The 26,811-nt window shown below is 38.1% G+C and carries 22 protein-coding genes; 17 read left to right on the forward strand and 5 right to left on the reverse strand.

Annotation, left to right across the window (positions count from 1 at the left end):
- Positions 1-28 precede the first annotated feature (28 nt).
- A complete protein-coding gene (locus ACEN36_RS08130) occupies positions 29-898 on the forward strand; it encodes an aldo/keto reductase (protein WP_407097389.1) in 870 nt (289 codons plus the stop codon).
- Between the two features lie 713 nt (positions 899-1,611).
- The gene (gene proS / locus ACEN36_RS08135; RefSeq protein WP_407097388.1) at positions 1,612-3,051 is read left to right on the forward strand and encodes a proline--tRNA ligase; all 1,440 of its coding nucleotides are present in this window, start codon (positions 1,612-1,614) and stop codon (positions 3,049-3,051) included.
- Positions 3,052-3,177: 126 nt separating this feature from the next.
- Here proS and zwf read toward each other — a convergent pair whose 3' ends face one another.
- Entirely contained in the window at positions 3,178-4,686 is a 1,509-nt protein-coding gene (gene zwf / locus ACEN36_RS08140) for a glucose-6-phosphate dehydrogenase (protein WP_407126345.1), read from the reverse strand.
- Positions 4,687-5,088: 402 nt separating this feature from the next.
- Between zwf and ACEN36_RS08145 the strand changes: the two genes are divergently transcribed.
- The gene (locus ACEN36_RS08145; RefSeq protein ID WP_407126346.1) at positions 5,089-5,394 is read left to right on the forward strand and encodes a hypothetical protein; all 306 of its coding nucleotides are present in this window, start codon (positions 5,089-5,091) and stop codon (positions 5,392-5,394) included.
- Between the two features lie 221 nt (positions 5,395-5,615).
- Positions 5,616-6,941, forward strand: a complete 1,326-nt coding sequence (locus ACEN36_RS08150) for a DEAD/DEAH box helicase (protein ID WP_407097385.1) — start codon at positions 5,616-5,618, stop codon at positions 6,939-6,941.
- 670 nt (positions 6,942-7,611) lie between these two features.
- Here the strand turns inward: ACEN36_RS08150 and ACEN36_RS08155 are convergent.
- Positions 7,612-8,394 carry a DUF1189 domain-containing protein gene (locus ACEN36_RS08155; protein WP_407101927.1) on the reverse strand — a complete coding sequence of 261 codons (783 nt, stop codon included), beginning with the start codon at positions 8,392-8,394 and terminating at the stop codon, positions 7,612-7,614.
- 961 nt (positions 8,395-9,355) lie between these two features.
- On the opposite strand from ACEN36_RS08155, the gene ACEN36_RS08160 reads away from it, so the two are divergent.
- A complete protein-coding gene (locus ACEN36_RS08160; protein WP_407097384.1) occupies positions 9,356-9,964 on the forward strand; it encodes a superoxide dismutase in 609 nt (202 codons plus the stop codon).
- 63 nt (positions 9,965-10,027) lie between these two features.
- Here ACEN36_RS08160 and ACEN36_RS08165 read toward each other — a convergent pair whose 3' ends face one another.
- Positions 10,028-12,787 carry a YfhO family protein gene (locus tag ACEN36_RS08165; RefSeq protein WP_407126347.1) on the reverse strand — a complete coding sequence of 920 codons (2,760 nt, stop codon included), beginning with the start codon at positions 12,785-12,787 and terminating at the stop codon, positions 10,028-10,030.
- Positions 12,788-12,990: 203 nt separating this feature from the next.
- Between ACEN36_RS08165 and ACEN36_RS08170 the strand changes: the two genes are divergently transcribed.
- Complete coding sequence (locus ACEN36_RS08170; RefSeq protein ID WP_407126348.1) at positions 12,991-15,087, forward strand: peptidoglycan D,D-transpeptidase FtsI family protein; 2,097 nt, start codon at positions 12,991-12,993, stop codon at positions 15,085-15,087.
- Positions 15,088-15,162: 75 nt separating this feature from the next.
- Here the strand turns inward: ACEN36_RS08170 and ACEN36_RS08175 are convergent, their stop codons facing one another.
- Complete coding sequence (locus ACEN36_RS08175; RefSeq protein ID WP_407097624.1) at positions 15,163-15,690, reverse strand: hypothetical protein; 528 nt, start codon at positions 15,688-15,690, stop codon at positions 15,163-15,165.
- 21 nt (positions 15,691-15,711) lie between these two features.
- Complete coding sequence (locus tag ACEN36_RS08180) at positions 15,712-16,062, reverse strand: hypothetical protein (protein WP_407101826.1); 351 nt, start codon at positions 16,060-16,062, stop codon at positions 15,712-15,714.
- Between the two features lie 188 nt (positions 16,063-16,250).
- On the opposite strand from ACEN36_RS08180, the gene ACEN36_RS08185 reads away from it, so the two are divergent.
- The 11 genes from ACEN36_RS08185 to ACEN36_RS08235 all read left to right on the forward strand — a co-directional run bounded on the left by ACEN36_RS08185 (position 16,251) and on the right by ACEN36_RS08235 (position 26,788).
- On the forward strand, positions 16,251-17,897 hold the full coding sequence (locus tag ACEN36_RS08185; RefSeq protein ID WP_407126349.1) for a glycoside hydrolase family 13 protein: 1,647 nt from the start codon (positions 16,251-16,253) through the stop codon (positions 17,895-17,897).
- Positions 17,898-18,019: 122 nt separating this feature from the next.
- Positions 18,020-18,169, forward strand: coding sequence for a 50S ribosomal protein L33 (gene rpmG / locus ACEN36_RS08190; protein WP_204211082.1), 150 nt, complete (start codon positions 18,020-18,022; stop codon positions 18,167-18,169).
- 255 nt (positions 18,170-18,424) lie between these two features.
- Positions 18,425-19,009, forward strand: coding sequence for a 5-formyltetrahydrofolate cyclo-ligase (locus ACEN36_RS08195; RefSeq protein ID WP_407126350.1), 585 nt, complete (start codon positions 18,425-18,427; stop codon positions 19,007-19,009).
- Positions 19,010-19,106: 97 nt separating this feature from the next.
- Positions 19,107-19,808 carry a rhomboid family intramembrane serine protease gene (locus tag ACEN36_RS08200; protein WP_407097628.1) on the forward strand — a complete coding sequence of 234 codons (702 nt, stop codon included), beginning with the start codon at positions 19,107-19,109 and terminating at the stop codon, positions 19,806-19,808.
- Between the two features lie 2 nt (positions 19,809-19,810).
- Positions 19,811-20,038, forward strand: coding sequence for a YqgQ family protein (locus ACEN36_RS08205; RefSeq protein WP_407097629.1), 228 nt, complete (start codon positions 19,811-19,813; stop codon positions 20,036-20,038).
- 19 nt (positions 20,039-20,057) lie between these two features.
- Entirely contained in the window at positions 20,058-21,026 is a 969-nt protein-coding gene (locus ACEN36_RS08210) for an ROK family glucokinase (RefSeq protein WP_407126351.1), read from the forward strand.
- Between the two features lie 192 nt (positions 21,027-21,218).
- The gene (locus ACEN36_RS08215; protein WP_407097631.1) at positions 21,219-22,313 is read left to right on the forward strand and encodes a hypothetical protein; all 1,095 of its coding nucleotides are present in this window, start codon (positions 21,219-21,221) and stop codon (positions 22,311-22,313) included.
- Positions 22,314-22,418: 105 nt separating this feature from the next.
- Positions 22,419-22,817 (forward strand): rhodanese-like domain-containing protein, encoded by a 399-nt coding sequence (locus tag ACEN36_RS08220; protein ID WP_407097632.1) that lies wholly within the window; start codon positions 22,419-22,421, stop codon positions 22,815-22,817.
- A gap of 489 nt (positions 22,818-23,306) precedes the next feature.
- On the forward strand, positions 23,307-24,239 hold the full coding sequence (gene miaA / locus ACEN36_RS08225) for a tRNA (adenosine(37)-N6)-dimethylallyltransferase MiaA (protein ID WP_407097633.1): 933 nt from the start codon (positions 23,307-23,309) through the stop codon (positions 24,237-24,239).
- A gap of 39 nt (positions 24,240-24,278) precedes the next feature.
- Positions 24,279-25,526 (forward strand): GTPase HflX, encoded by a 1,248-nt coding sequence (hflX, locus tag ACEN36_RS08230; protein ID WP_407097634.1) that lies wholly within the window; start codon positions 24,279-24,281, stop codon positions 25,524-25,526.
- Positions 25,523-26,788: an aminotransferase class I/II-fold pyridoxal phosphate-dependent enzyme gene (locus tag ACEN36_RS08235; RefSeq protein WP_407097635.1), complete on the forward strand. Its 1,266-nt coding sequence runs from the start codon at positions 25,523-25,525 to the stop codon at positions 26,786-26,788. The genes hflX and ACEN36_RS08235 overlap by 4 nt, the downstream gene beginning before the upstream one ends.
- The last annotated feature ends 23 nt before the right edge of the window (positions 26,789-26,811 follow it).

Raw genomic sequence — 26,811 nt, forward strand, 5'->3', positions numbered from 1 at the left:
GAAAAAAGGTAGAAAAGGGAGTGTTAATGTGGTTCAACCATTAGCTGAAAGTATTACATTATACAACGGAGTCGAAATTCCTAAATTAGGTCTAGGCGTATTTTTGATGAAGGACGAAGAAGAACTTGTGGAAGCAGTCAAAGCTGCTGTCGAAGTTGGCTACCGTCATTTTGATACTGCCAAAATTTATGGAAATGAAGAATACTTGGCTAGAGGACTAAAAGAATCTGGTATTACCAGAGAAGAAATTTTCTTGACTTCAAAAGTGTGGAACTACGACCAAGGCTACGAAGAAACGAAAGCAGCTTTCCAAGAATCATTAGATCGTTTAGATACAGACTATTTAGACTTGTATTTGATTCACTGGGCTGCTCCTAAATACGTGGAAACCTGGAAAGCTTTAGTGGAATTGTACGAAGAAGGCAGAGTCAAAGCCATCGGCGTATCTAATTTCCAAACTCACCATTTAGAAGAATTGAAAAAACAAGAATTGATGCAACCAATGATCAATCAAATTGAGACTCACCCAGAGTTCCCGCAAAATGAATTGCACGAATACATGAAAGAAAACGGCATTATTCATGAAGCATGGGGTCCATTAGGTCAAGGAAAAACTGACTTGTTCAATCAACCGATCATTGTGGAATTAGCTGCAAAATACGGCAAAACACCTGCACAAGTCATCTTGCGTTGGCACTTAGAAAGAGGAGAAGTGATTATTCCAAAATCTGTACACGCTAACCGCATCAAAGAAAACAGTGAAATATTTGATTTCAGTTTAACGGCTGAAGAGATGGAGCAAATGAAATCTTTAGATACTGGTGTTCGCTACGGTAGCGATCCTGATGATCAAGAAAGATTGAAAGAAACTTCTATCCGTCCAGAAGACGCTAAATAATAGTTGGACTGTGTTGTGTCGATCAAATTAAATACACAAAAAGCTCTAGGCGCTAGGAAATAATTCCTAGCGCCTAGAGCTTTTTGTGGTGGTTTCCATAAGTCGTTGATAAGGAAGGTTGGGTACTATTTAACTATCGGAGTGGTTTACCGGTTCGGATTGTGAACTATAGTGGTTCTACTTAATAATCGGCTTGCTTTACCGGTGTGAATTGCCAGCTATAGTGGCTCTACTTAACAATTCGCAGGAGTTATCGGTTCGATTAGTGATCTATAATGGTTCTACCTAATAATTGGGTTGAACCACCAGGCTGAATTATGAGCTACAAAGCTGTTCCTTAACCATAAGGCAGTTTTGAAAAAAGTAAAAGCATCACACGTCATAAGCCGCCTCTGAAAAAGTAATCCTTGTATTTTAAAAGAAGTTAGCTTAGAATAAGCAATGTAGGTGCGTTAGGGTTAGTAGATAAATGATGGGTAAAAGAGAGCTTTTTGATTGCTGAAAGAAAAGCCCCCGCTGATTGATTGAACCTTCCTGACAATACGTTGTAGAAATATGACCGGAGTTCTGCCGTTATCAGAAATTGAGTTGGGTCAACTGAAACTGACCAATTAAGGTGGTACCGCGGAGACAGTATGTTTCGTCCTTTTTAGAGGATGGAGTATGCTTATTTTTTTTGCCAAAATCGTTCGTTAAAATAGGAGGAAGAAAGTATGAGTAATTTACAAAAAGAAGATTTTTCAGCTTGGTATATCCAAACAATCAAACAAGCCGATTTAATGGATTATTCACCAGTTCGTGGGTGTATCGTGTTCAAACCGGACAGCTACGAAATGTGGGAACACATCCAAGAGGAATTCAATAAACGTTTTAAAGAAGAAGGTATCCGTAATGCTTACTTCCCAATGCTGATTCCTGAATCATTCTTTACAAAAGAAAAAGATCATATTGAAGGGTTCAGCCCGGAATTGCCATGGGTAACTGAAGCAGCAGGAGAACAATTGGAAGAACGTTTAGCTTTGCGTCCTACTTCTGAAACAATGATTGGTACAGCCTTTAGTGATTGGGTAAACTCTTACCGCGATTTACCAATGCAGATCAACCAATGGGCAAATGTATTCCGTTGGGAAAAGAAAACTTTACCATTTTTACGCACTTCTGAGTTTTTATGGCAAGAAGGGCATACAGCACACGAAAGCGAAGAAGATGCACGCAAACGCACGATGCGTATGCTGACTATTTATAAAGAAGTAATTGAAGGATTGTTAGCTGTACCAGTATACGAAGGGCAAAAAACACCTTCTGAACGTTTTGCTGGGGCAGTAGATACTTTTTCTGTTGAAGCTATGATGAAAGATGGAAAAGCGGTTCAAGCAGGAACTTCTCACTATATGGGAACGAAATTTGCTGAAGCTTTTGATATCAAATTTTTGAATAAAGACAATCAACATGTACTAGCTCATACGACATCATGGGGCGTGTCTACACGTTTGATCGGTGCTTTGATCATGACTCATGGGGACGAGCAAGGATTGGTATTGCCGCCGAAAGTGGCTGCTAAACAAGTCGTCTTATTGCCTGTTGGTCCATGGAAGAAAAAACCAGAGATCGTGGAACGTTTAAGAGAATTAGAAACCGAATTGAAAGTGAACGGTTTCCGTGTCATTTTAGATGATACAGACAACTCTCCAGGTTTCAAATTCAATGAATGGGAACTAAAAGGTGTGCCAATGCGTATTGAATTTGGCCCTAGAGATATGGAAAATAATCAAGTGATGGTTAAAATGCGCGATCTAGGCGATAAAGAGGCCGTTTCTTTAGATGATATCATGGCTTACGTACCAGAAGCACTTGACAGTATGCAAACACGCTTGTTGGAAACAGCTCGTGAATACCGCAAAGAAAATGAATATACAACGATCGATACATTAGATGAGCTGAAAGCTCATATCGAAGAGAAAAAAACTGCGGGAGAAGTACCAGGGTTTGTCTTAGCTGGTTGGGATGGCGAATTGGAAACGGAAGCTAAAATCAAAGAAGAAACAGGCTTCACAACTCGTAATATTCCTTTCAATCCACCTGTGGTTAAAGAAACTTGTATCGTATCTGGCAAACCTGCTAAACATACCGTTTGGTTAGCAAGAGCTTATTGATCCATAAAAAAGAAAAACATCTCATCAGCGAATGCTGAGAGATGTTTTTTTATCATAACAATCAAAAGAGACCAGAATCCACCACATAACAGGTGAATTTTGATCTCTTTTAGATTAAGGTTTTATTTAGTCCTGTTCTGCTGTATCTTTCATCGTAGACACAGGAGACCAATGCCAATTAAAGCCGTCTTTTTGCAATAAATGTTTACTTTCGATAGGACCCATGGAGCCGCTTGGATAGTTCGGGAACTCCATATCAAACGTATCCCAAGCTGTACGAATCTTATCCACAAATTCCCATGATGCTGCTACTTCATCCCAATGCGTAAAGTTTGTCGCATCGCCGTTTAAACAATCTAAGATCAATTTTTCATAGGCTTCAGGGCTGTTCGCAGTAGTTTCTGCAGAATGAGAACTAGTCAATTGGATAGGTTCAGGTTGAACTCCTGGGCCTACTTTTTTAGCATTTAATTGCAATGCAAATCCCTCGGTAGGAGAGATGAAAATAGACAATATATTTGGAGGCAACGGCTGATTATCGGCTGTTTGGAATAATTGATGAGGAACATTTTTGAATTCGATATCAATTTGTGTCCCTTTTTCAGCCAAACGTTTACCAGTACGGATATATAGTGGAACACCAGACCATCTATAATTATCAATAAACAATTTTCCAGCTACGAAAGTTTCTGTTTGAGAATTTTCAGCCACATTTTTCTCTTCACAATATCCTGTCAAAGTTTCTCCGTTGACAGTACTTCTTCCATATTGACCGCGAACAAAGTTTACACGTACTTCCTCTTCTGAATACAAACGAAGCGAACGCAAAACTTTGATTTTCTCTTGTCGAATTTCATAATCACGGAAGACAGCTGGAGGTTCCATTGCCAACAAGGCTACAATTTGAAGAATGTGATTTTGAACCATATCTCTTAGAGCTCCACTGGTATCATAGTAACCACCGCGTTCTTCAACGCCTAAAGATTCGCTCAAAGTGATCTGAATGTTATTGATGTAGCGATTGTTCCACATGGATTCGATCAAATGATTGCCGTATCGGATAGTCGAAATATTTTGAACCATTTCTTTTCCTAGATAGTGGTCGATCCGATAAATTTGATCTTCATTGAAAGAAGCACGAATGTGATCATTGAGTTCGAAGGCACTTTCGTAATTATTTCCAAAAGGTTTCTCGATCACCAAACGATTGAATCCTTTTTCAGTCAGCAATTGTTGCGATTTAATGTTTTCAGCGATGATTCCAAAGAAATCTGGGGACATTGCTAAATAAAACATCCGATTTCCGTCTAATTGATAAGTGTCGTCTAGACGTTCAGCAAGCGACTGCAATGTTTTATAATGTTCGATGTCTTGTACATTATGGGATTGGTAATAAAAATGACTTGCAAATTCTTTCGCATGTTCCTCAGATTCTGCCAAATCTCCAATTTTACTCATGATGATCTCCCGATAATAGTCATCAGACCATTCTCTTCTAGCTGTTCCAATAACAGCGAAATGCTCTTTCAAATAGCCTTTTTTAAATAAACGATAGAGGGAGGGATATAATTTACGATTGGCTAAATCTCCAGTCCCGCCAAAAATGATAAATAGAGCTTTTTTTTCTTCAATCACTCTAACCAAACCTCACTTTCAAGTAATCCTTTAAGACGAACAGGTATTGTTATCTTAAGTTTGCTTCAATTAATTGTACTTTTTTCTGAGAGCAGAATCAATCATTCGTTTTCAAAGAAGTTGATTTGTTATACCGCGTTTACGATAAATTTCTCATTTAGTAAATAGTAATAGCCATTTTATTTTAACATAGGAATCAAATAAAACCTAAATTTGTTAACGGTTGCAACGAATTTCTTTCGTTTTTAAGAATAATGATTCGAAGGCAAAAAAAACAATTTGTGCAAGTTCTAATCAGTAAAGGAAAAGAAGCCGTTTATTATTTCAGCTAAGGTTATTGGTTTAACTTAATTTAATTTGTTCGTATAATCAAAGTATCTATAAATAGAGAGTGGGGAAAAAGTGGGCTATTTATTTTTAGTTTTCGCATTGGTTAGTGGGCTGCTATTCGTAGACGGAAAGCTGTTGAATAAAGGACAACTTAAAATGAATGCTATGAGTCTTTTCAAGAAAGAAGATGCTGAAGAGAGAGTGAAATTGATTGGTCGCTTTATGATGGTAACAGGCGTGATAACATTCACATGGACTTTGATGGGTTATTTATTCTATGACTTGTTAGCCATGGAGATCATTTTTTGTGGGTACTTTATTATAATAGCGATTGCGGGGATCTGTTTATTTGTTGCATTTAGAACTCGTTTCCGTTAAACCAATAAAAAATGGAGGAACACGCACAATTCATACTTAGAAAAAGACGGGTTTTATGTTATACTAGTCAAGATGCGGAGTCATAGAAAAATTCAGAATTCATTATTCTATATAAACGAATGAATGTGGTAAATTTGTTAAGTAGGAAAGTCTAATGAACAACCAAAAAAAGCATCCACGTTGTTATTCTAGAAATAACATTGATAGAAAGAGGCGATACAATGGTACACCCATTTGAAAAATTTAATTTGCAACCTTTTTTGATTGAATCGATCCAAGAATTGGGCTTTAAGGAACCAACAGAAGTCCAAGAAAAATTGATTCCAGCTATCCAAAAAGGCAGAAGTGTTATTGGCCAATCTCAAACCGGATCTGGAAAAACGCATACGTTCTTGCTGCCATTGATGAACAAAATCGATGCTGCTAAAAATGAAGTCCAAGTTGTTGTTACTGCGCCTAGTCGTGAACTTGCTGAACAGTTGTATCTTGCAGCTGTTCAATTGGCAGAAAAATCAAATCCAGCTGTTATTGTCCAAAACTTTGTCGGCGGGACAGATAAAAAACGCCAATTGAGTAAATTAGAAAATACACAACCTCATATTGCAATCGGTACTCCAGGACGGATTCTAGATTTAGTGAATGCCAATGGATTGTTGGTCCATACTGCGACTGCATTTGTAGTCGATGAGGCTGACATGACTTTAGATATGGGATTCTTAGAAGATGTGGATAAAATTGCAGGCAAAATGCCAGATAACTTGCAAATGCTGGTCTTCTCAGCTACTATTCCTGAATCTTTAAGACCCTTCTTAAAGAAATATATGGAAAATCCTTTATTTGAACAAATTGCACCTAAGACGGTTATCTCTGATTCAATTGATAATTGGTTGATCTCTACTAAAGGAAGAGAACGTGTGGATATCATTTATCAATTGCTGACGATCGGACAACCTTATTTAGCAATCGTATTTGCCAATACAAAAGCTAAAGTAGAAGAAATTGCTAATGAGTTAAAATCGCGAGGTCTAAAAGTGGCTACAATTCACGGAGATATTCCTCCACGTGAGCGTAAACGCGTGATGAGACAAATCCAAAATCTGGAATACCAATATGTTGTAGCGACAGATTTAGCTTCTCGAGGCATCGATATCGAAGGAGTTTCTCACGTCATCAATGCTGAGATCCCGAATGATTTAGAATTCTTTATTCACCGTGTCGGAAGAACGGGAAGAAAGAATATGAAAGGGATCGCCATTACCCTTTATGCTCCAAGCGAAGAAAATTTGGTGAACGATATTGAAAAGATTGGTGTGAAATTTGAACCGAAGAAAATTTCAAAAGGTGAAATCAAAGAAACTTTTGACCGCCAACGACGAGAAAAACGTGAAAACACTGCTAAAGATACATTAAGCCCATCTTTACGCGGTTATGTGAAAAAGAAAAAGAAAAACGTCAAGCCAGGTTACAAAAAGAAAATCAGTCGTGAAATCAAAAAGAATAACCAACGAAAACGCCGAATTGAAGGCAATCGTGGTAAAAAATCATAAGTATAAGCAGGAGGCTGTCTCAAAAAGAGATGGCCTTCTTTTTTGAGATCTTTTTCAATTATCCGATTAAAAACGGGTATATCAAAATAAATTCTATTGTTGGGCAGGAAATGAGGAAAAGTTATTTTTCCTCTTCCTAATATACAAGAAGGTTCAATGATTCGTGTTTGCAAAAAATGTAAACAATCCTAGATATTCTATACTAAGTCAGGACTCGCATAAGAAGATGCTTTCGATTGGAGGGTTTCCCTTAAGGTTGGAAAACTAATGTATAGATTAAATGTAAGAGTAGCGGTCAAGTTGATCGCTTAGATGTACTTGGCTATGTGGACTTCATGTAGCCAGTAGTATGGATAGATATGCCAGAAAAGCAGAAATAACTGTGGAAATGGACTGACGCGTCCAACGATTGTCAAAGTGGTATTTTTGAGAGCACTGCAACAGATGATAGCAAGTGGTTACTTGCTTACTTATTAATAATAACAAAAAATTCATAGTTTTTTTCAAGTAAAAGGAGGAAGCAATAGGAATAAAGTAAATGGGAGAGGACTAAAAGCGGTTTATGGAAGGATACGAAATAAAGTGATTTCTTCTTATAGAACTACAAAAAAGGACATGTAAAAGTCTTTGATGCGACTTTTGCACGTCCGATCTAGATAATAAAAATCTATTAGAGAGTTTCTTTTTTAGGAATAGATTTGATAGACAAATAATAAAAATAAATCGTCACTCCCAGTTGCACTTCTAATTGGAATAAAGGATGAATATTAAATAGATTCAATACGGTAAATAAAATAGTTGGAAGAGTAGAAGCAACTAACACCACTTTCCACGTTTCACTAAAACGCAATGGCTTTCTCGTGATAGTGGCAATCAAATTTCCAAATACAGTGTACAAAAAATTATAGATCAAAGCTAAAATCAAAGAGCTGACCCATAATAGTACAAAGGTAATACCTAAAACGAAAGGATTAACGGTTTGCAATCCTAATATAACGTCTTTAAAAGTATCCTGATCCATCCCATTTAGTTGACTATATGGAAACTGGATAGGGTATAAGGGAATGCTTAAATAAAGTCCATCCTCTAGCAATGAGATTCCAAGAGTATTGCCGGAAACACGTTTATCAATGTCTGATGAGGTGATGTTGCCACTGGGATCAAAAGCGAAAATAATAGAATTGGTTTGATAAATAAAGCTTTCTGCATCTTCTGCAGGGGTGATTTGGTTATTTTCTATTTCAAAATCGGGTATGTTTTGAGCAACTTCTTGTCCATCTTGAATAAAATCTGTTAATAGCTGATTGGTTTGAACCCAACTGGGAATCGTCAAAATAAAAGACAAAAAGATAAAATACAAAATTATTTTTCCTGTTTTTAAATTCTTTGCTTGGATCAATTGTTCAGGACGAGATAAAGATGCTTTAAATAACTGAAAGAGCTGGATAAGTATTCCTCCTTAAAAAATTCTTGATGTTCTATGTAATTGTAATCTTTTATGAAACTAAACTCAATAGCACTTGAAATAGAACCACGTCATACGCATGAAAAGTACTTTCTCCCAAAAATTAAAGTCTTCTTTCTAAAACGCTCTCTTAATAAGTAGGGGCGGCTCTATGGGGTGGAATTTCCTCCGGAATGGACGGGTTTGCTTGTGAAAGCCATGGGACCGTCTGGAGCCTGTAGTCTCCAGACTTTCAAGCTTCAAACGGAATCGTAAGCGCTGAAGCGCTAACGCTCCGTAATTCACATTTCATCCTTTACATGGCTACAACCCCCCCCTATTCCTTCAGAAATATCACGGGTCTCAAACGAGTCACAGCTTAAAAAGCGTGTCTAAATATTTCGGGAAGTGCAAAGAAAGCAGGTCTTTCTCATAATGAAGACAGAAGCCTTCCACTTCATTCAACAGATATAAAATCTCGTTCATGTCGCCCGCTTCCGCATTTTTCTTTTAGCATACCAGAGACGAGAGGATTCGTAATCTTATTTTTTATTTAAATTTTTTCATACGTATGACGTGAAATAGAACCAGACTGGTTTAAAAAAGAGGCATTTTTATTCGATGGCGAAAAAATGCCTGTTCCATCTTTGTATAGTGTTGGTAAAGAACTTTCATCCGGAATCAGTGCTGTCTGACGAACGTCAGGGGATCGTTTTGAATCTTAACAGATTGAAAACTTTTACGCTACAAAGACTGCATAAGCGCTGAAGCGTTAAAACGTATGAGTGCCCATTTTACCTGTAACATTACTGACAGTAACTCCCATGATGGATAAATGGAAGGACACTGTATGATCTATAAGATGTGACAAAGAAATTCACAAAATTCATCTTTTAAATTGTAATCGGTTATAAAAAGTGTTAGATTATTAATAGTAAGCAACTATTTTATTATATGGAGGAATGACACTATGGCTTTTGAATTACCAGAATTACCTTATGCATACGATGCTTTAGCGCCACACATTGATGAAGAAACAATGAAATTACATCACGACAAGCATCACGCAACTTATGTTGAGAAAACTAATGGGGCTCTTGAAAAACACCCTGAATTAGCGGACAAAACGATCGAAGAATTAGTTGCAGATCTACAATCTGTTCCTGAAGATATTCGTACAGTTGTACGTAATAACGGTGGCGGACACGCAAACCACAGCTTCTTCTGGGAAATTTTATCTCCAAATGGCGGCGGTGAACCAACAGGAGCGTTGAAGGATGCTATTGAAGCAACTTTTGGAAGCTTCGATAAATTCAAAGAAGAATTTGCCGCAGCATCAGCTGGTCAATTTGGATCAGGCTGGGGTTGGCTAGTAGTAAACAATGGGAAACTTGAAGTTGTTTCAACTCCAAACCAAGATTCTCCATTAACTGAAGGTAAAACTCCAATTATTGGACTAGATGTATGGGAACATGCATACTACTTAAACTACCAAAACAAACGTCCAGCATACATTGAAGCATTCTGGAATGTAGTAAACTGGGAAGAAGCAGGCAAACGTTACGACGCTGCAAAATAACTCGGTAAAATAAAAAAACAAGCAATGAGATGTTCGCATCCCATTGCTTGTTTTTTTATTGTGTTACATATTTATTTTTTTGAGGATAGAAGGGATTAGCAATAATACGATTGCAATAAAAGTAATAATGATGCCTTCAAATAGATAAGGAGTACGGTAAGAAAAGACAACTTTGTGTTTTCCTGGTTGGATCCGAATACCTAGTAAACCATCAATCACTTCTTCTGGCTGAACCGGAACACCGTCTACAGAAACAGACCATCCTTCACTGAACGGAATTGAAGTCATTAAGAAATCTTGATTGTCTTGAATAGTAACAATACCTTCGATGTTTGTCTGACTATGATGATCAACTTCCATTCCACCAGTTTGCAAGGATTCGATAGAGTGAACAAAGGCGGATGTATCTAAGCGATACAATTGAATATCTTCTAAAGAAATCGAATCTTCCAGCAGTTCAATTTCAAATGTTATCGTCTTTCCATAATCTTCATTGGCTAAGTTATGGATCAATGTCTCATTTGAACTATCATAGAATGCGTATGGTTCTCCATTTAAATACAAGTTGACGTCTTCATCTCCGATAGCAGAGCCTACGGTAAGATAATAAGCATCATTGGTATTCGGAGTAAATTGAAATTGAACGGATGATTTAGTCTCTTCGTCGTCTTTTTCAATAATTGGCTCAAAACTAGAACCAGAGAGCAGCACATTTTGATAGATCGTGCTTGAGAACTCTTCAGGAAAGAAATAAGTCGTTGCGTTGCTGCTTCCTGCTAAGGCACTCAGTACAGCTTCTTGTGTTTGAATAGGCCGGTTTTTCTGTAAATATACCGATTCGATATTGCTCGAGCTGCCGAATGCAAATGGCAGACTATAAGGATTTTCGTAAATCACAACTTGGTTTGTAGCGGCGATTTTTTGATAGTCTTTTAAATCTGGTTTAGTCTGCTTCAAAGTAAAATGATACTTGTCTTTATTTAAGGACGAGCGGAATGGGAAAGAGAATGCTGTTTGAAAAGTATCGTATCTAAAATTGTTTTGTTCTAATGGCTTCGTCGCGGTTTCTATCAAAGCAGGGATATCTTCATTGTCTTTCCAATACAGATCGTTTCGTTCACTGGCGTAGTATTTCACTCCAAACAAAGCATCGGTTAAAAGTGTTCCATTTGAATAGGTCAGGAATCCACCTCCGACAGGATTTCCTAAACGGCCGAAAAGGTCGGGCACAGCACTTTCAAATGTAGAACTGAAATGCGTAATGCCATTAAATCCGGCTTGGAAGCTGTCATTTTTAGTACGCACAAAAGTCTTTTCGATCCGGTATAAGTCATCATCTTGGTTTTCTATCCAATCGATCACTTGCTGCTGGCTTTGCTGATAAACAGAAAACGTGTCTTGATCTACATAACTTAACCTGGATAAAGAAATGCTGGCGTTGACCGTCATTTCAATACTCGTTACCAAAAATAAAACGAAACCCAACCATTTATACTGTTGCGGTTTCAAAATAAGCAGCAATAAAATCAAGAATGTAAACAACATAGTAATGATGACTTGGATGGGAGTGAGAAAGTCAAATTCTCCATTATAGACATACAGTCCTATTCCAGATGCAATGACCATGGTTAAAAAAGTAGCTAAAGGATTGACCCCTTTCAAATGAGTAAAACTACGAAAAGCTAATAATAATAGGAAGAAAGAGACCACGAACGAAAAGCGATACGGATACCAATTCGGGTATTGCATAGCATGCCAGATCTTATTCATGGCATCTACATTCATAGAGAAAATAAAGAAAGTCACTAGTACGAAAGCTGCAACACGTTCTCGTAACGGAAACGCCCGATTAAAGAAATACAGGCAGACGCACAATAAAGCTAAACTGCCTATAAACAGGTTTGGATATCCCGAAGGCATTTGGTCAAAATTAAAGGCTCCAACAAAAAATTTCGAGACCATCTCAGGAAAAAAGTAATCTGTTTCCCATTTAAAATCCAACTCTATATAACTGGCTTTTCCTACCATTAATGAATGAAGGGTAGGAATCAACAAGATAGCGGAAAGACCGCCAGCTAACAAGGAATGCCAAATGAACAATAAACTTGTTTTGATACATGACAGAACGTTATCCTTTCGTTTACTGGTATGTGGAAATCCAATACTGATACAGCGGAAGACAAAATAAAGAACAAGGAAAAAGCAGACCATATACCCTATATAATAGTTGGATATCAGGCAAATGGCTAAAAAAACAGTGTAAAAACCACCTTTTTGCTGCTTGATCAGCCGTTCCAAACCTAAAATAATGAGCGGCAAGAAGATAATTCCATCTAACCACATAATGTTGAATTGATTGACAATCGTGTATCCCATTAGAGCATAACTTATTGAAAAGGCTACTAGACTAAAACCATCTCCACCAAATTCTTTTTTTAATAGGTAGGCGAAACTCCAGCCGGCTAAACCATATTTCAGCATAGTGACTACTGTAACGCCTAATGCAACTTGCGATTGCGGCAATAGTAAGAAAATCAGATTAAATGGACTAGCTAAATAATAAGCCCACAATCCAACCATATCCCCGCCGATGGCTTTCGAAAAGGAATAGAAGAAAGCTGACGGATCTTCAAGCAGCGTCGTGCGATAATAAGCTAAAAAATCAACATATTGTTGTCCCAAATCAATCGTTAATACAGTTTCATTTCCAAATGGATATACCCCTTTGAATGCATGAATGACGGACATAATCAAAAAAGGGACTGCAAAAGCTAATAATAATGGCCATTGATTTTGAATAAATGGTCTTATTCGTTTTTTCATGATCGATCACCTCAAGTAAAAAATTGCTTACTCCTAGAATAGCATATTCAAGCAGGAGAAATAATCGATTCAGGAAAAAAGTTTTTTTACTGATAGGAATTCAAAAAAATAAAGTTAAATGGGAAACTTTTTAGCGATTATGGTTAAAGGTCGGATAATCTGTTACAATATACGAAGTTCTACTTAAATAGGAAGGTGTTCATTTGAAATCAAATCAAAAAAAACAAACGAAGAATAAGTCGCATATTCCTTTAAGACTTAACATACTATTTGCTGGTGTGTTTGTGTGCTTCGCATTACTTATTTTAAGACTTGGTTATTTGCAAATTGTCAGTGGTGAAGAATTTGAAGCAGAAGTTGCTCGAACAGAGACAACTTTAGCAACCGGAAATGTGCCTCGTGGTGAAATATATGATGCTGAACATCGTAAAATGGTAGGGAATACAGCGGTACAAACGATCACCTATACACGTGGACAAGGTGTTTCTTCAGAAGATATGGCTAAGATAGCGTTGGGTTTAGCCGCTGTTATCGATATGCCCTCTAAAGTCAGAGTAGAGAACGAAAGTGAATACGATATTACACCTCGTGATCTGCAAGACTATTGGTTAGTTCTGAATGAGGAAAAAATCAATAAGAGATTATCAGAAAAAGAATTGGATCTAAGCGGTTCTGATTTTTATCAAACGCAAATTTCCAAAGTAACGGATGAAGACATTGCTCAAATGTCTGATGTGGAAACTGAAGCGGCAGCTATCTTTAAAAAAATGAATGGGGCTTATGCCTTAACAACGATCAACATTAAAAATGAAAATGTGACAGATCAAGAAATCGCCTTAGTCAGTGAACATTTAAGTTCATTGCCAGGTGTAGATACGGGTACAGATTGGATCCGAAATTATCCTCAAGAAGGTATGCTGAAGAGTATTCTTGGAGAAGTTTCCACAGAGGAACAAGGAGTACCAGAAAGTCAATTATCTACTTACTTGGCTAGAGGATATGCACGAAACGATCGTGTGGGAAACAGTCAGCTGGAACAGCAATATGAATCAGTTCTCAGCGGTTCCAAATCTAAATCAGAAACTCAAACCAACACTAATGGAGATATCATTGAAACGATTGAACAGTACGCTGGTGAAAAAGGCGATAATTTAGTGCTGACAACAGATATGGATTTTCAAGAGACGATAGAACAAATTGCTGTTGAATCACTAGGCGAACGAGAAGGGGACAATGATAGAATTTACATTGCTGCTTCTGATCCGCAAACAGGAGAAATTTTAGCTTTAGTCGGTAAAAAATACAATTCTGAAACAGGCAAAATTGAAGATGATGCATTGGGAAATATTACTCAAAGTTATTCAATGGGATCTGCTGTAAAGGGTGCGACTGTATTAGCCGGCTATATGGATGGCGCGTTGACCTTTGATGATAATGTAATTGTCGATGCTCCACTTAAAACAGGGCAAACTCAAAGTATTAGCTCGGTGTTTAACCGAAATGGTAGTGTCGCATTAAATGACATAGGCGCGTTAGAACAATCTTCAAACGTTTATATGGCAAAAGTCGTTTTACGGATGGGCGGTCAGTACCAGCTTAATTCCAAGGGAACATTCCCGATAAACGTCAACCAAGTCATGACTAAACTAAGATATTACTTTGCTCAATTTGGCTTAGGTGTAGAAACAGGAATTGATTTACCAGGTGAAGCAACTGGATATGTTGGGCCTAATCCAAATGCTGGTTTAGCAATGTTCTTTGGTTTTGGACAGTACGATACGTATACTCCAATTCAGTTGTTGCAGTATGCTTCAACAATTGCTAACGGAGGCACACGTATCGCGCTTAGACTGGTAGATGAAATTTGGTCTACAGGGGAAGATGGCGGTTTAGGAACAATCGAAACACAATTAGAACCTGAGATTTTAAACACCGTCAATGTTGATCCTAAAGCGATGGAACGAGTGCATCAAGGCTTTTACCAAGTAGTACACGGAGCGAATGGGTCTGCACGTTCTCGTTTTGTAGGTGCTGAGTATGAGGCCGCAGGAAAAACGGGGACTGCCCAAGCTTTTTATAATGGAAAATCAGTAACGAATAAGACCTTTGTGGGATATGCGCCATATGATAATCCGGAAATTACGGTGGCTGTCATTGTGCCCAATCTACCAAACAACAATACAAACTATGAAAATACGATTGCTGCACGAAAAGTAATGGATGCTTATTTCAAAGTAGGCGAGTACAAAGAAGCAACCCCTGATGAAGATGCAACGGACTCTTCTGAAGGAGCAGAATAAGTGTAGGACATCAAAAAAGGCTGGTCCATAAGATATGGGCCGGCCTTTTTTTGACAACTTTTAATATCAGGAAAATTAATTTTCGCTGGATAAGATGTCCGCGATTTCTTGGAACGACATACCACTTTCAATTGTGAAAGTACCAGGTCGAATTAGGTTTGACAAATTGTTCTCTTCTAAAAAGTTGTCAAAATCAGCAGAATTTTCAATAATTCCTTGATCTTGCAACTGACGAGCTGCAATACTGCTTGGATCGCCGTTATTGATGACAACAGTAGCTGTCACAGCTTCGGATGAAGATTCTTCTGTGCTGCTGTCTGCTTCTTCAGTTTCACTCTCAGAGCTTTCCTCAGCAGCTGTTTCATCAGTAGATTCAGTATCTTGTCCATCTTCAGCGTATTCGCTTTCCATTTTTGCCAGTTCAGTTTCTGCAAGCAGACTCTCATACTTATCTTTATACGTTTCATCTTCTTGAGTCAACTCAGTTGAAGCATCTGTTGCATCAACAGGTTGGGATTCGTAAAAGAACGAACGATAACCTGCAAGAATGAGTGCAGATACCAAGAAACCTAACGACAAGAATCGTAATGCTGGTTTACTCATGTTATGTACCTCCTTGATTGATTAGGCTTCTAACACATAATCGTCTATGACCGTTTGAACGGTTTGTTCAGATAAACGTGTTTGGCTGGAAATGTCTTCAGGTGCAGCACCTTGTGTATACAAAGTGATGATGTGTTTTCTTAATACATCATGTACTTTATCAGATAAAGGCAATTCTTCCGATTGAATATTCAATTCTGATTCAAGTAAAGTGACTCTTTTTTTCAAATGATCGATTTCTTGCAACCACTGCAAAGATAATTCTTCAAATTCTTCTTGCACTTTTTCTCCATTGTCTTGTTTATAGAAAGACCAAACGATCAAAGCTATTGCAATAACAAGTAGAACAATCACAATAATCCATAAATCCATTTATTTCACCTCTTTATAATTTACTTCCAGAAAAAGTTTACCACAATATGCGCACAAAACCTATGTTGTAAATAAAACTTAATATAATTTCATGCTTTTTGTACCTTTTGAAAAAAGGTGTCCTCTCGGTTTGAAAGATATGGTAAACTACGTTTGAAAGCCTTATCAAAAAACTTAAGGAGTTAACTATGGACAAAAAATGGTGGAAAAATGCAGTAGTGTACCAAATCTATCCTAGAAGTTTTCAAGACAGCAATGGAGATGGGATAGGAGACATTCAAGGAATCATTCAACGATTGGATTATCTTGAAAAATTAGGGATTAACGTGATTTGGCTCAGTCCAGTTTATGAATCGCCTAATGATGATAATGGATATGATATCAGCGATTATTATGCTATCATGGCAGAATTTGGAACAATGGAAGATATGGAACTGCTGATAGCAGAAGCTAAAAAAAGAAATATTCGTTTAGTAATGGATCTGGTTGTCAATCATACATCAGATGAACATGCTTGGTTTATTGAGGCAAAAAAATCCAAAGAAAATCCTTATCGCGATTATTATATTTGGAGAGATCCAGTGAATGGAGATGTTCCAAACGGTTTAGGTTCTGTTTTTAGCGGTTCTGCGTGGGAATATGAGGAAGAAACCGAGCAATATTTTATGCATCTATTTAGTAAACGCCAACCAGATTTAAATTGGGAAAATAAAGACATGCGTTATGAGATCTATGACATGATGAATTTTTGGCTGGATAAAGGGATCGGCGGATTTCGGTTGGACGTTATTGAGTTGGTCGGTAAACTGCCAGACCAAGAGATCACCGCTCACGGTCCTAAGTTGCATGAATATTTGCAGGAAATGAATCGTGAAACGTTTGGAAAACAGGATGTGATGACGGTTGGAGAAACCAATTCAGCTAATCCTCAACAAGCGAAACTGTTTTCTGGTGCCGATCGCAAAGAATTATCTATGGTGTTTCAATTCGAGCATATGGCTCTCGACCAACAGCCGGGAAAAGCAAAATGGGATCTAAGACCGCTGTCTGTTGTGGAATTAAAACAAGTTCTTTCTACATGGCAAGTGGAGCTTCAAAATGAGGGTTGGAATAGTCTTTTTTGGAACAACCATGATCAGCCCAGAATCGTTTCGAGATGGGGAAATGATCAGGAACATCGTGTGGAGAGTGCTAAAATGTTTGCTATTTTGCTGCATATGATGAAAGGAACTCCTTATATTTATCAAGGAGAAGAAATCGGTATGACAAATATTACCCTGACCGATATTTCCCAAGCAGATGATGTAGAAACAAAGAATATGTATCATGAACGTTTGGCAGAAGGGTACAGCAAAGAAGCTGTTTTGGCTTCTATCAATGCTAAAGGAAGAGATAATGCACGCACTCCAATTCAATGGGAAGATTCAAAAGAGGCAGGTTTTACGACAGGACAACCTTGGTTGCCGGTAAATCCAAATTATCCGTCGATCAACGTGAAACAAGCTTTAGCTGACCCAAAGTCTATTTTTTATACTTACCAAAAATTGATTCAATTGAGAAAAGAAAATCCTCTTATGGTTTACGGTGATTATCAATTGTTGGCAGAAGAAGATGAATCTTTATTTGCTTATACAAGAACTTTCCAAGGAGAGACATGGCTGGTCGTGGCGAATTTTAGTGAGCAAGTCAACAAATTTCAGTTTACTGAGGAAACAACTGAATTGGAACCCATCATCAGTAATAGTGCGGTTAAACGATATGATTTAAATCAACTTCAATTGGATGCTTACGAAACATTTGTCGTTAAATTAGATTCTCCTCTTTATGTAAAGTAAAAAAACTTTACAAAGAATAAAAAAATACTGGAATCTACTATAAAAAAATGGTATCATAATCAAGTCGGAAGATTGGATAAATAACTATCTTCAAATATTGTTTAATGCTTGGAGGGAAAATCATGCGCGTAAACATCACAATGGAATGTACTGAATGTAAAGAACGTAACTACATCTCAAAGAAAAACAAACGTAACAATCCGGACCGTGTTGAATTTAAAAAATACTGCCCACGCGAACGTCGCGTAACTCTACACCGTGAAACTAAATAATTTAGTTAAATGCTGTGGAATACGTATGGCTTGCCGTATAAATACGTCCCTGTGACTGGTTGATTTATTCAAACAGCCGCAGGGTCGTATTGTCTTACGAGCCGATTAGTGGAATACAATCAAAAAATCACAAAGAAAAAAGGAACTGGGGGATTTATACCGGTTCCTTTTTTGCTATACTGAAGAAGAGTGTGAAGTAAGGAATTAAATTTACGGGTATGTAAATGACCTCTATCACAACTTTAAGAAGGGAAAGTGGAAACAGTGAATAAAAAAGAGATTCGGAAAGACAAAATCCGGACGTTAAAAAAACTAAGCGGAATTGAAAAAAAAGCAGCAGAAGAAAAAATTTATGCCAATCTTTTTCGTTCGCGCTATTGGCAGCAAGCTTCAACCATTGCCTTGACCATGGCTCAAGAGTTCGAATTGAATACTTTGCCTATAGTGGAAGAAGCATGGAAAACAAATAAAAAGATCGTGATGCCGAGAGCAAAAAAAGAACGGATCATGGATTTTGTCTTATATAATGAACATACACCGATGAAAATTTCTTCATTTGGACTGCTTGAACCGGATCCTGCATTACAGCCTATTGCTAAAAATGCCATTGATTTAGTGGTTGTTCCGGGACTGGGATTTTCAAAAGAGGGTTATCGGATAGGATTTGGTGGGGGTTATTACGATCGGTTTTTAGCAGATTTTTTAGGGACTAAAATAGCGTTGGTATTAAAGGAACAGCAAATTGATTTGTGGGATCCTGAACCCTTTGATATACCGATGGACGCTTTAGTCATGGAAGATAAGGTTATTTCAACTGCAGATTTCCAAACAGGAAAATAAAATATTATTTTGCATTTTGTGAAGATTACTTTGTGCTATAATATAGAATTGAAAAGACGAATGAGTAAAAAATATAAGTGAGAATGGAGTTTAATAGATGAATTACCAAACTCAAATGAAAATAAAACGCTATTTGAGGCAACCAATCGTCACGTATACTTTTTTAGGTCTTCAGATTCTGTTATTTATCTTAATGACTTTTGACGGAGGAAGCACCAACACCTTGACTTTAGTTCAATATGGGGCGAAGTTTAATCCATTACTGGTGGCAGGTCAATGGTGGCGATTAGTCACTCCTATATTCCTGCATATTGGTTGGGTACACTTGCTGATGAACTCGGTTATTTTGTATTTTCTGGGTATCCAATTAGAGGACACATTGGGACACTGGCGTTTCGCTATGATTTATCTTTTAAGCGGAATAGCAGGGAATGCAGCTAGTTTTGCATTTAATGCCTTATCTGTATCAGCAGGAGCCAGTACGAGTTTGTTCGGTTTATTCGGAGCTACGATATTTTTAGGCAGAACATACACCAATAATCCGGCGATCCAACAAATGTCTCGGAATTTTGGAACTTTGATTGTCATTAATTTGGTTTTCGGATTTTTCAATTCCTCTGTAGATTTAGCAGGACATTTAGGCGGTCTTGCAGGAGGATTTTTATTGTCAACGGCTATTAGTGTACAAAATCCATTACCCAGATGGAAAAAGAAACGTTTGCTATATGGTGCGAGTTTTGCCGGTCTTTTGGCAGTGCTGTTGATCATCGGTTATGTACGCACTTTAGGAGTGTTTTAGAGATGGAACATTCCTTAAAAAGTGTTTACGATGTGCAGCAATTGCTGAAACGCTACGGTATTTTTGTCCACGTCGGTGAAAGACTCTGGGATCTTGAATTGATGATGGACGAATTAAGGAAAATTTATCAAACTCATTTAATTGAACGAGACGTATTTGTCTCGGCTATGGTTATCTTAAAAAAAGAGCACCAATGGGAACAAGAACACATGGATCAAAAAAATAACTAGTCAACATGGAGGAATACATATGTCAAAAAAAATTATTGGAATCGACTTGGGCGGTACTACGGTTAAATTTGCTATTTTAACAGAAGAAGGAGAAATCCAACAAAAATGGAGTATTGAGACGGATATTTCTGAAGAAGGTACAAAAATCGTTCCTTCTATTATTGAAGCCATCAATAAACACTTGCACATGTATGGCATGACTCCAGAAGATTTTATAGGGATCGGAATGGGTTCGCCGGGGACAATTGATGCTGTAAATGGAACCGTTATCGGTGCCTATAATTTAAATTGGAAAACAGTACAGCCTGTCAGAGAGCAAATTGAAGCGGGAACACAAATTCCATTCTTTATAGACAATGATGCAAATGTAGCTGCTTTAGGCGAAGCTTGGAGAGGCGCAGGAGAAAGCGATCCAAACGTTGTGTTTCTGACTCTTGGTACAGGCGTCGGAGGCGGAATCATTGTAGGGAAAAAATTGGTTCACGGAGCAATTGGAGCAGCAGGTGAAGTTGGCCATATTACAGTAGACCCGAACGGGTATGCCTGCACGTGTGGAAAAACGGGCTGCTTAGAGACTGTTGCCAGCGCTACAGGTGTCGTTCATTTGGCGAGAGACTTTTCAGATAGCTTTGCGGGTGATTCCAGACTAAAATACATCATTGATGACGGACAATTGATCACTGCAAAAGATGTCTTTGATTTGGCGAAAGAAAAAGATCCGCTAGCTTTGATGGTCGTAGATAAAGTAGCTTACTACTTAGGGTTAGCTTCTTCTCACTTGGCGAATATTTTAAATCCGTCTACGATCGTTCTTGGCGGAGGCGTTTCAAAAGCTGGAGAGATTTTAACGGAAACCATTCAACCTTATTTTGAAAAATATACATTTCCAACTATTCGTCGATCCACAAAGATTCGTTTAGCGATTTTAGGAAATGATGCAGGTGTTATCGGAGCTAGTTCACTGGTAAAAGCTTCTGTAGCGGAATAATAGAATAATGACAGCAAAAGCACCAAGGCAAAAGGCCGTGGTGCTTTTTCATTTGTAAGACTATGCTGGGTTACAGGCATTATGCAGGAGGTCAGTAGTAGTCTATGTTATAATAAGTTTAGATTGTTATCAGAACGTAAAAAAAGTGACAGAATTGAAATGAAGTTGAAATTCCAAAATAGGGTGATGAGTATGATACGTTTATCCACTGGTAAAATAGTCGTTTTACTTCTAGTTGTCGCCTTATTTTTAAGTGCTTGTCAATTTAAGGATGCAACACCAAGTACAGGTGATGAAACAGAAGAGGAAGTTGTCTTCGAGCAGATTCCTTTACCGAGAGAAGAATTCCGTAAAATAATCGGTTGGAAATCGGAAGAAGAAATTATTGTTCAATCGGGAGATATAGATGGGGATTCGCTTTACTCATTTAATATTTTTACCGGTTCTTTCAGCTTGCTGTATGAAACTGATTCTTTCATCTTAGCCTCGAACGTCATTGCTAGTGAAGAAAAAATTATTGTGCAGCAAGTAAAAAATGCTGCGTCGACATTGATTGTATTAAGTTACGCAGGGGAACAAATCCAAGAATTGCCGATCAATTCCAACGGTTTTGTAGACATAAATGTCAATGCACAGAATCCAGCTGTCGCTTTTGTATCTTATTATGAAGGAGACAATAATACGTCAGTCTACAATTGGAACATTGAGACCAATGAATACACCGCTGTCGAGTCAGCTTCTTTGAATCCGCAATGGTACTCTGAAAACTTGTACTTATTTATCGATAATGAAGATGATTTTACCTTGGAAACCGGAAAGTTATACATGGGAGATATCCGAAACGGCGAGGTTTTGTTGTTGGATTCCTATGCATCTGATTTCTTTTTACATGAAGATACGTTTATCAAGTTCACTCCATCAGATTTCAACGAGCAAGAAATCATGTTGACTTATCAATACCCATTTTTAGTAGATGCAGGCTTTATGGTGGCTCCGAAAGTTACTATGAATAATCGCATTTTATTCCCTTATTTAACACAAGCAGAAAGAGGCACTTCTATTTATGGTATTTTTGCAGAGAAGGCTGTCTCCATTGAGGAGGAGCCAGGTCAATTTATCTTTGCTGAATTGAATTTTGAAGAAGGCCAAATTGAACCTATAGTAGAAGTGCCAGAAGAAGCACCGATTTTAATTTCTGCAAATGGACAGTATTGCTTGTACGGTTGGAACTTCGAACTGCTAATCGATATCGAAAATCAAACAATCCATGAATTAATTTCCCTTTAATCCATGGATTCTCTTTACAGCAAGAAAAAACCTCTAGTAAATTAGCGCATTCTTGTGTAAAATTAGTACTTGAACAAGGATGTACAGAAAGGGGTTCACTAGATTTTGGAAACAACGACAATTATCAATTATATATTATGGGGCGTTATTATCATTTGGGGTATTTACGAACTGGCACAATACTTTAGACGTAAAAATGCAGCCGTGGAATTACCGCAAGAAGATTTTACCAAGAGATTAAGAAAAGTGCAATTAGTTGATGTTCGTGAAAAAGACGATTTTGATGCAGGACATATTCTTGGAGCACGCAATGTTCCATACTCTATGTTAAAACAACGCATCACTGATTTTCGTAAGGATCAACCCATCTACCTTTACGATGAAAATCAAACTATCAGCAGACGTGCAGCCTTAAAATTACGTAAAGCCGGATACACAGACCTTTACACATTAAAAGGCGGCTACAAAAAATGGACAGGCAAAATCAAACGGAAAGCTAGATAATAGAGTAAAACATGGCGTTTTGCTCATACACAACTCGTCTAAAAAAAGAGCGCTGAGCAGAGCATCCAGCTCATCGTACATAAAACTATCCGAATAGTTTGGGCTTTTTCCAAACAGTCCGGGTAGTTTTTATGTTAGTATGAGCTGCTTTTTTGCGCATGTCTGCCAACGCAGCTTATTCAATCCAACTAAGAAGCCTACATTTTAGAATCAATCTAAGCGCCTCCTGAGTGAACCTTTTGAAGAATTCTGCTACTGAGGTCGTGTTTGTGTTATACGAACAGATTTTTTGTAAAGATAGAAAGACTGAATTAGGTTTGATAGGAGAGGAATAGCGTAATATATGGTATAATTACCAAGATAATAGAAGGAACCATATTCTGATCCAGCATCAAGGATTCTAAAAGTAAAGGCGTTATCTTCACTGACTTTTTAGTTGTTTTCTTGAGTAAAGGGAGTATTGGTAGCAAAAGGAGTGTTGTATTACTCATGAAAACCAAAATACTTGTTATTGTTGGACCGACAGCAGTTGGGAAAACGAGTTTGAGTATCGAAATAGCCAAAAAAATGAATGGTGAAATCATCAGCGGGGATTCTATGCAAATCTATAAAGGTTTGGATATCGGAACAGCTAAAGTAACCTCTGAAGAAATGGAGGGGATTCCCCATTATTTAATTGATGAAATAGAACCATGGGGCAATTACACGGTGACAGTGTTTCAAAAAAGAGCCAAAGAGTTGATTAAACAAATCACTGCCAAAGGGAAAATCCCGATTATTGTAGGCGGGACGGGTTTGTACATTGAATCGCTGCTGTATGATGTCAGTTATGGTGGAGAAGGTCAGACAGATCCAGTATTCAGAAATGAAAAAGAAGCTATAGCAGAGGAAAAAGGAAATCTTTTTTTGTGGGAAGAGTTGAAAAAGATCGATCCAGAGGCAGCTCAGAAAATACACCACAATAATCGCAGAAGAGTGATCAGAGCATTGGAAGTATTTCACGTCACCGGAGAACCATTTTCTTCTTACCAAAATGAACGTCAGCAAAAAGAATCGATTTACGATGCTGAAATAATCGGATTAGACACGGCACGTTCTGTATTGTATGACCGAATCAATTTACGCGTGGATCAAATGCTTGCTGCTGGTCTAGAAAAAGAAGCGTATCAGTTAGTCGAACAAGGTCTGGAAGATACGCAAGCGGCCAAAGGAATTGGCTATAAAGAATGGTTCTCTTACTTTAAAGGAGAAGAAACTAAATCAGAGGTCATTGAACAAATCAAACAAAATTCTAGACGATATGCTAAAAGACAACTGACTTGGTTCAGGAATCGCATGGATAATGTCAGTTGGTGGAATCTGGTAGAGCATCCAACAGATGAGAAACAAGTGTTGGCAGAAGTTGAGGCGTTTTTTAACTAGTGATTTAAATGCCGGATGAAATGATGAAGGGGTGATTTTATGGAGACACAAGCTAAAGCAGAACGAGTCATACTAGTAGGAGTCCAAACGACAGAAACAGATTTTGGATTTGATTATTCCCTAAAAGAATTGGAACAATTGACAGAAACGGCTCAAGGGATAGTGGTCGGTCATTTGACTCAAAAAAGAGCGCGAGCAGATTCACGAACTTATTTGGGCAAAGGGAAAATAGAAGAATTAGGACTATTAGTAGAAGAGCTGGAAGCCGATACGGTCGTTTTTAACCATGAACTGACTCCAGGACAAACGAGAAATATTCAAGATGTGGTCGAAGTAAAAGTAATCGACCGGGTGCAATTGATCTTGGATATCTTTGCGATGCACGCCAAAAGCAAAGAAGGAAAGCTGCAAGTTGAATTGGCTCAATTGCAATATCTATTGCCAAGACTGGCTGGTCAAGGGGTAAACTTATCGAGGCTTGGCGGTGGAATCGGAACCAGAGGACCTGGTGAAACTAAGTTGGAAACGGATCGTCGCCACATTCGCGATCAAATAAACGATATTCGCAAAGAATTGTTCAAAACAGAAAAACACCGTGAACTGACACGTAAACAGCGAAAAGAAAGCAATATTTTTCAGATTGGATTAATGGGGTACACCAATGCCGGCAAGTCAACATTACTCAATAAGTTGACCCATGCTGAAACGTATGAAGAGAATAAATTGTTTGCTACGCTGGACCCGCTGACACGGCAGTTGAAATTGCCAAGCGGACTAAATGTCACGATAACCGATACAGTAGGATTTATTCAAGACTTGCCAACACAATTGATTGAAGCTTTTCAATCTACTCTTGAAGAAACAAGAGGTGTCGATTTATTGCTGCATGTCGTGGATGCGTCAGCAGAAAACATGTTGGAACATGAACGTACCGTAATGAATTTATTGATGGATTTAAAAATGGACCACCTTCCGCTTTTAACGATCTATAATAAAAGTGATTTGATTGAAGGACCGTTTTATCCAGATTATTTCCCGAACATTGTGATGTCTGCTAAAAATGATCAAGATATCGAATTGCTGTTGACTCAATTAATGGACAAAGTAGAAGAAATCATGGAACCGTATCGGATAGAAGTACCTGTAGCTGAAGGAGATTTATTGATTCAGTTGAAACAAGAAACACAAATAGCGACACAAGTATACGATGAAGAAAAAAATGTTTATGTCGTAAAAGGTTATGCTAAAGCGACGTCTAGATGGATTGGAGAATCGGAGAAAGAATGAGTTGGAATAAACAATATACATCAGAATTGCAACAACGAATTACTGAGGTAGAGAAGAAAATCCAGCCGATGGTGGATCAAATTCACGAAAACGCCTTGATCAATCAAAAGAAAGTGCTGGACAGTTTTCGAGAAAAACATGTCTCTGATCAGCATTTTAACCCTTCTACCGGTTATGGATACGATGATTTTGGCCGCGATACATTAGAAGAAGTGTACGCAGACGTGTTTAAAGCTGAAGCAGGGCTAGTCCGTCCGCAATTGATTTCAGGAACCCATGCGATTACTACAGCGTTATTTGGAATCATGCGTCCTGGAGATGATTTGTTGTACATCACAGGGCAGCCGTATGATACGTTATTGGAAGTTGTCGGAGTGACCGGAAATGCAGTCGGCTCTTTTAAAGAATATCAAATGGGGTATGATTCAGTAGCTCTGTTAGAAGACGGCAGTGTAGACTTTGAAATGGTCAAAGAAAAAATGACGGCTAAAACGAAAGTTGTAGCGATTCAACGGTCTCGCGGCTATGCTAGCCGTCCTTCCTTTACGATTGAGAAAATTGAAGAAATGATCCAATTTGTCAGAAGCGTCAATCCTGAAGTCATTATTTTTGTGGATAATTGTTATGGAGAATTTGTGGAAGAAAGAGAGCCGATAGAAGTTGGCGCTGATTTGATGGCAGGTTCATTGATCAAAAACCCGGGTGGAGGGTTAGCTAAAATCGGCGGGTACATCGTTGGTCGCTTGGATCTAGTAGAAGCATGTGGTTACCGTTTGACTTCTCCAGGTATCGGTCGTGAAGCTGGGGCTTCTCTGTACAGCTTACCGGAAATGTATCAAGGTTTCTTTATGGCTCCTCACATTGTGGGAGAAGCTTTAAAAGGTGCTGTTTATACAGCTGCTTTATTGGAAACTTGCGGAGTCTCTTCTATACCAAGATGGGATGAAAAACGCACCGACTTGATCCAAATGATTTCATTGAATGATGAAAAGAAGATGGTTCAATTTGCGCAAACGATCCAAAAATATTCTCCAATCAATGCACATGTAACCCCAATTGGAGCCTATATGCCGGGATATGAAGATGATGTGATTATGGCAGCTGGAACATTCGTTCAAGGGTCAAGTATTGAACTGACAGCTGATGGTCCGATCCGCGCACCTTATACGTTGTATGTCCAAGGTGGTTTGACATATGAACATGTCAAACTAGCTGTAACAGCTGCCGTATCAGAGTTGTATTTTGAAACAAAAACCCCTTAATTTAGTGAGCCTGATCATAGCAG

The sequence above is a fragment of the Desemzia sp. FAM 23989 genome, from assembly GCF_045528345.1.
In the GTDB taxonomy this organism is placed as follows: Bacteria; Bacillota; Bacilli; order Lactobacillales; family Carnobacteriaceae; genus Desemzia.

Excerpts from the sequence above, each read along its gene's own strand:
- proS (WP_407097388.1), top strand. The coding sequence starts at position 1,612 with ATGAGTAATTTACAAAAAGAAGATTTTTCAGCTTGGTATATCCAAACA.
- ACEN36_RS08150 (WP_407097385.1), top strand. The coding sequence starts at position 5,616 with ATGGTACACCCATTTGAAAAATTTAATTTGCAACCTTTTTTGATTGAA.
- ACEN36_RS08160 (WP_407097384.1), top strand. The coding sequence starts at position 9,356 with ATGGCTTTTGAATTACCAGAATTACCTTATGCATACGATGCTTTAGCG.
- ACEN36_RS08165 (WP_407126347.1), bottom strand. The coding sequence starts at position 12,787 with ATGAAAAAACGAATAAGACCATTTATTCAAAATCAATGGCCATTATTA.
- ACEN36_RS08175 (WP_407097624.1), bottom strand. The coding sequence starts at position 15,690 with ATGAGTAAACCAGCATTACGATTCTTGTCGTTAGGTTTCTTGGTATCT.
- ACEN36_RS08180 (WP_407101826.1), bottom strand. The coding sequence starts at position 16,062 with ATGGATTTATGGATTATTGTGATTGTTCTACTTGTTATTGCAATAGCT.
- ACEN36_RS08185 (WP_407126349.1), top strand. The coding sequence starts at position 16,251 with ATGGACAAAAAATGGTGGAAAAATGCAGTAGTGTACCAAATCTATCCT.
- rpmG (WP_204211082.1), top strand. The coding sequence starts at position 18,020 with ATGCGCGTAAACATCACAATGGAATGTACTGAATGTAAAGAACGTAAC.
- ACEN36_RS08200 (WP_407097628.1), top strand. The coding sequence starts at position 19,107 with ATGAATTACCAAACTCAAATGAAAATAAAACGCTATTTGAGGCAACCA.
- ACEN36_RS08205 (WP_407097629.1), top strand. The coding sequence starts at position 19,811 with ATGGAACATTCCTTAAAAAGTGTTTACGATGTGCAGCAATTGCTGAAA.
- ACEN36_RS08210 (WP_407126351.1), top strand. The coding sequence starts at position 20,058 with ATGTCAAAAAAAATTATTGGAATCGACTTGGGCGGTACTACGGTTAAA.
- ACEN36_RS08215 (WP_407097631.1), top strand. The coding sequence starts at position 21,219 with ATGATACGTTTATCCACTGGTAAAATAGTCGTTTTACTTCTAGTTGTC.
- miaA (WP_407097633.1), top strand. The coding sequence starts at position 23,307 with ATGAAAACCAAAATACTTGTTATTGTTGGACCGACAGCAGTTGGGAAA.
- hflX (WP_407097634.1), top strand. The coding sequence starts at position 24,279 with ATGGAGACACAAGCTAAAGCAGAACGAGTCATACTAGTAGGAGTCCAA.
- ACEN36_RS08235 (WP_407097635.1), top strand. The coding sequence starts at position 25,523 with ATGAGTTGGAATAAACAATATACATCAGAATTGCAACAACGAATTACT.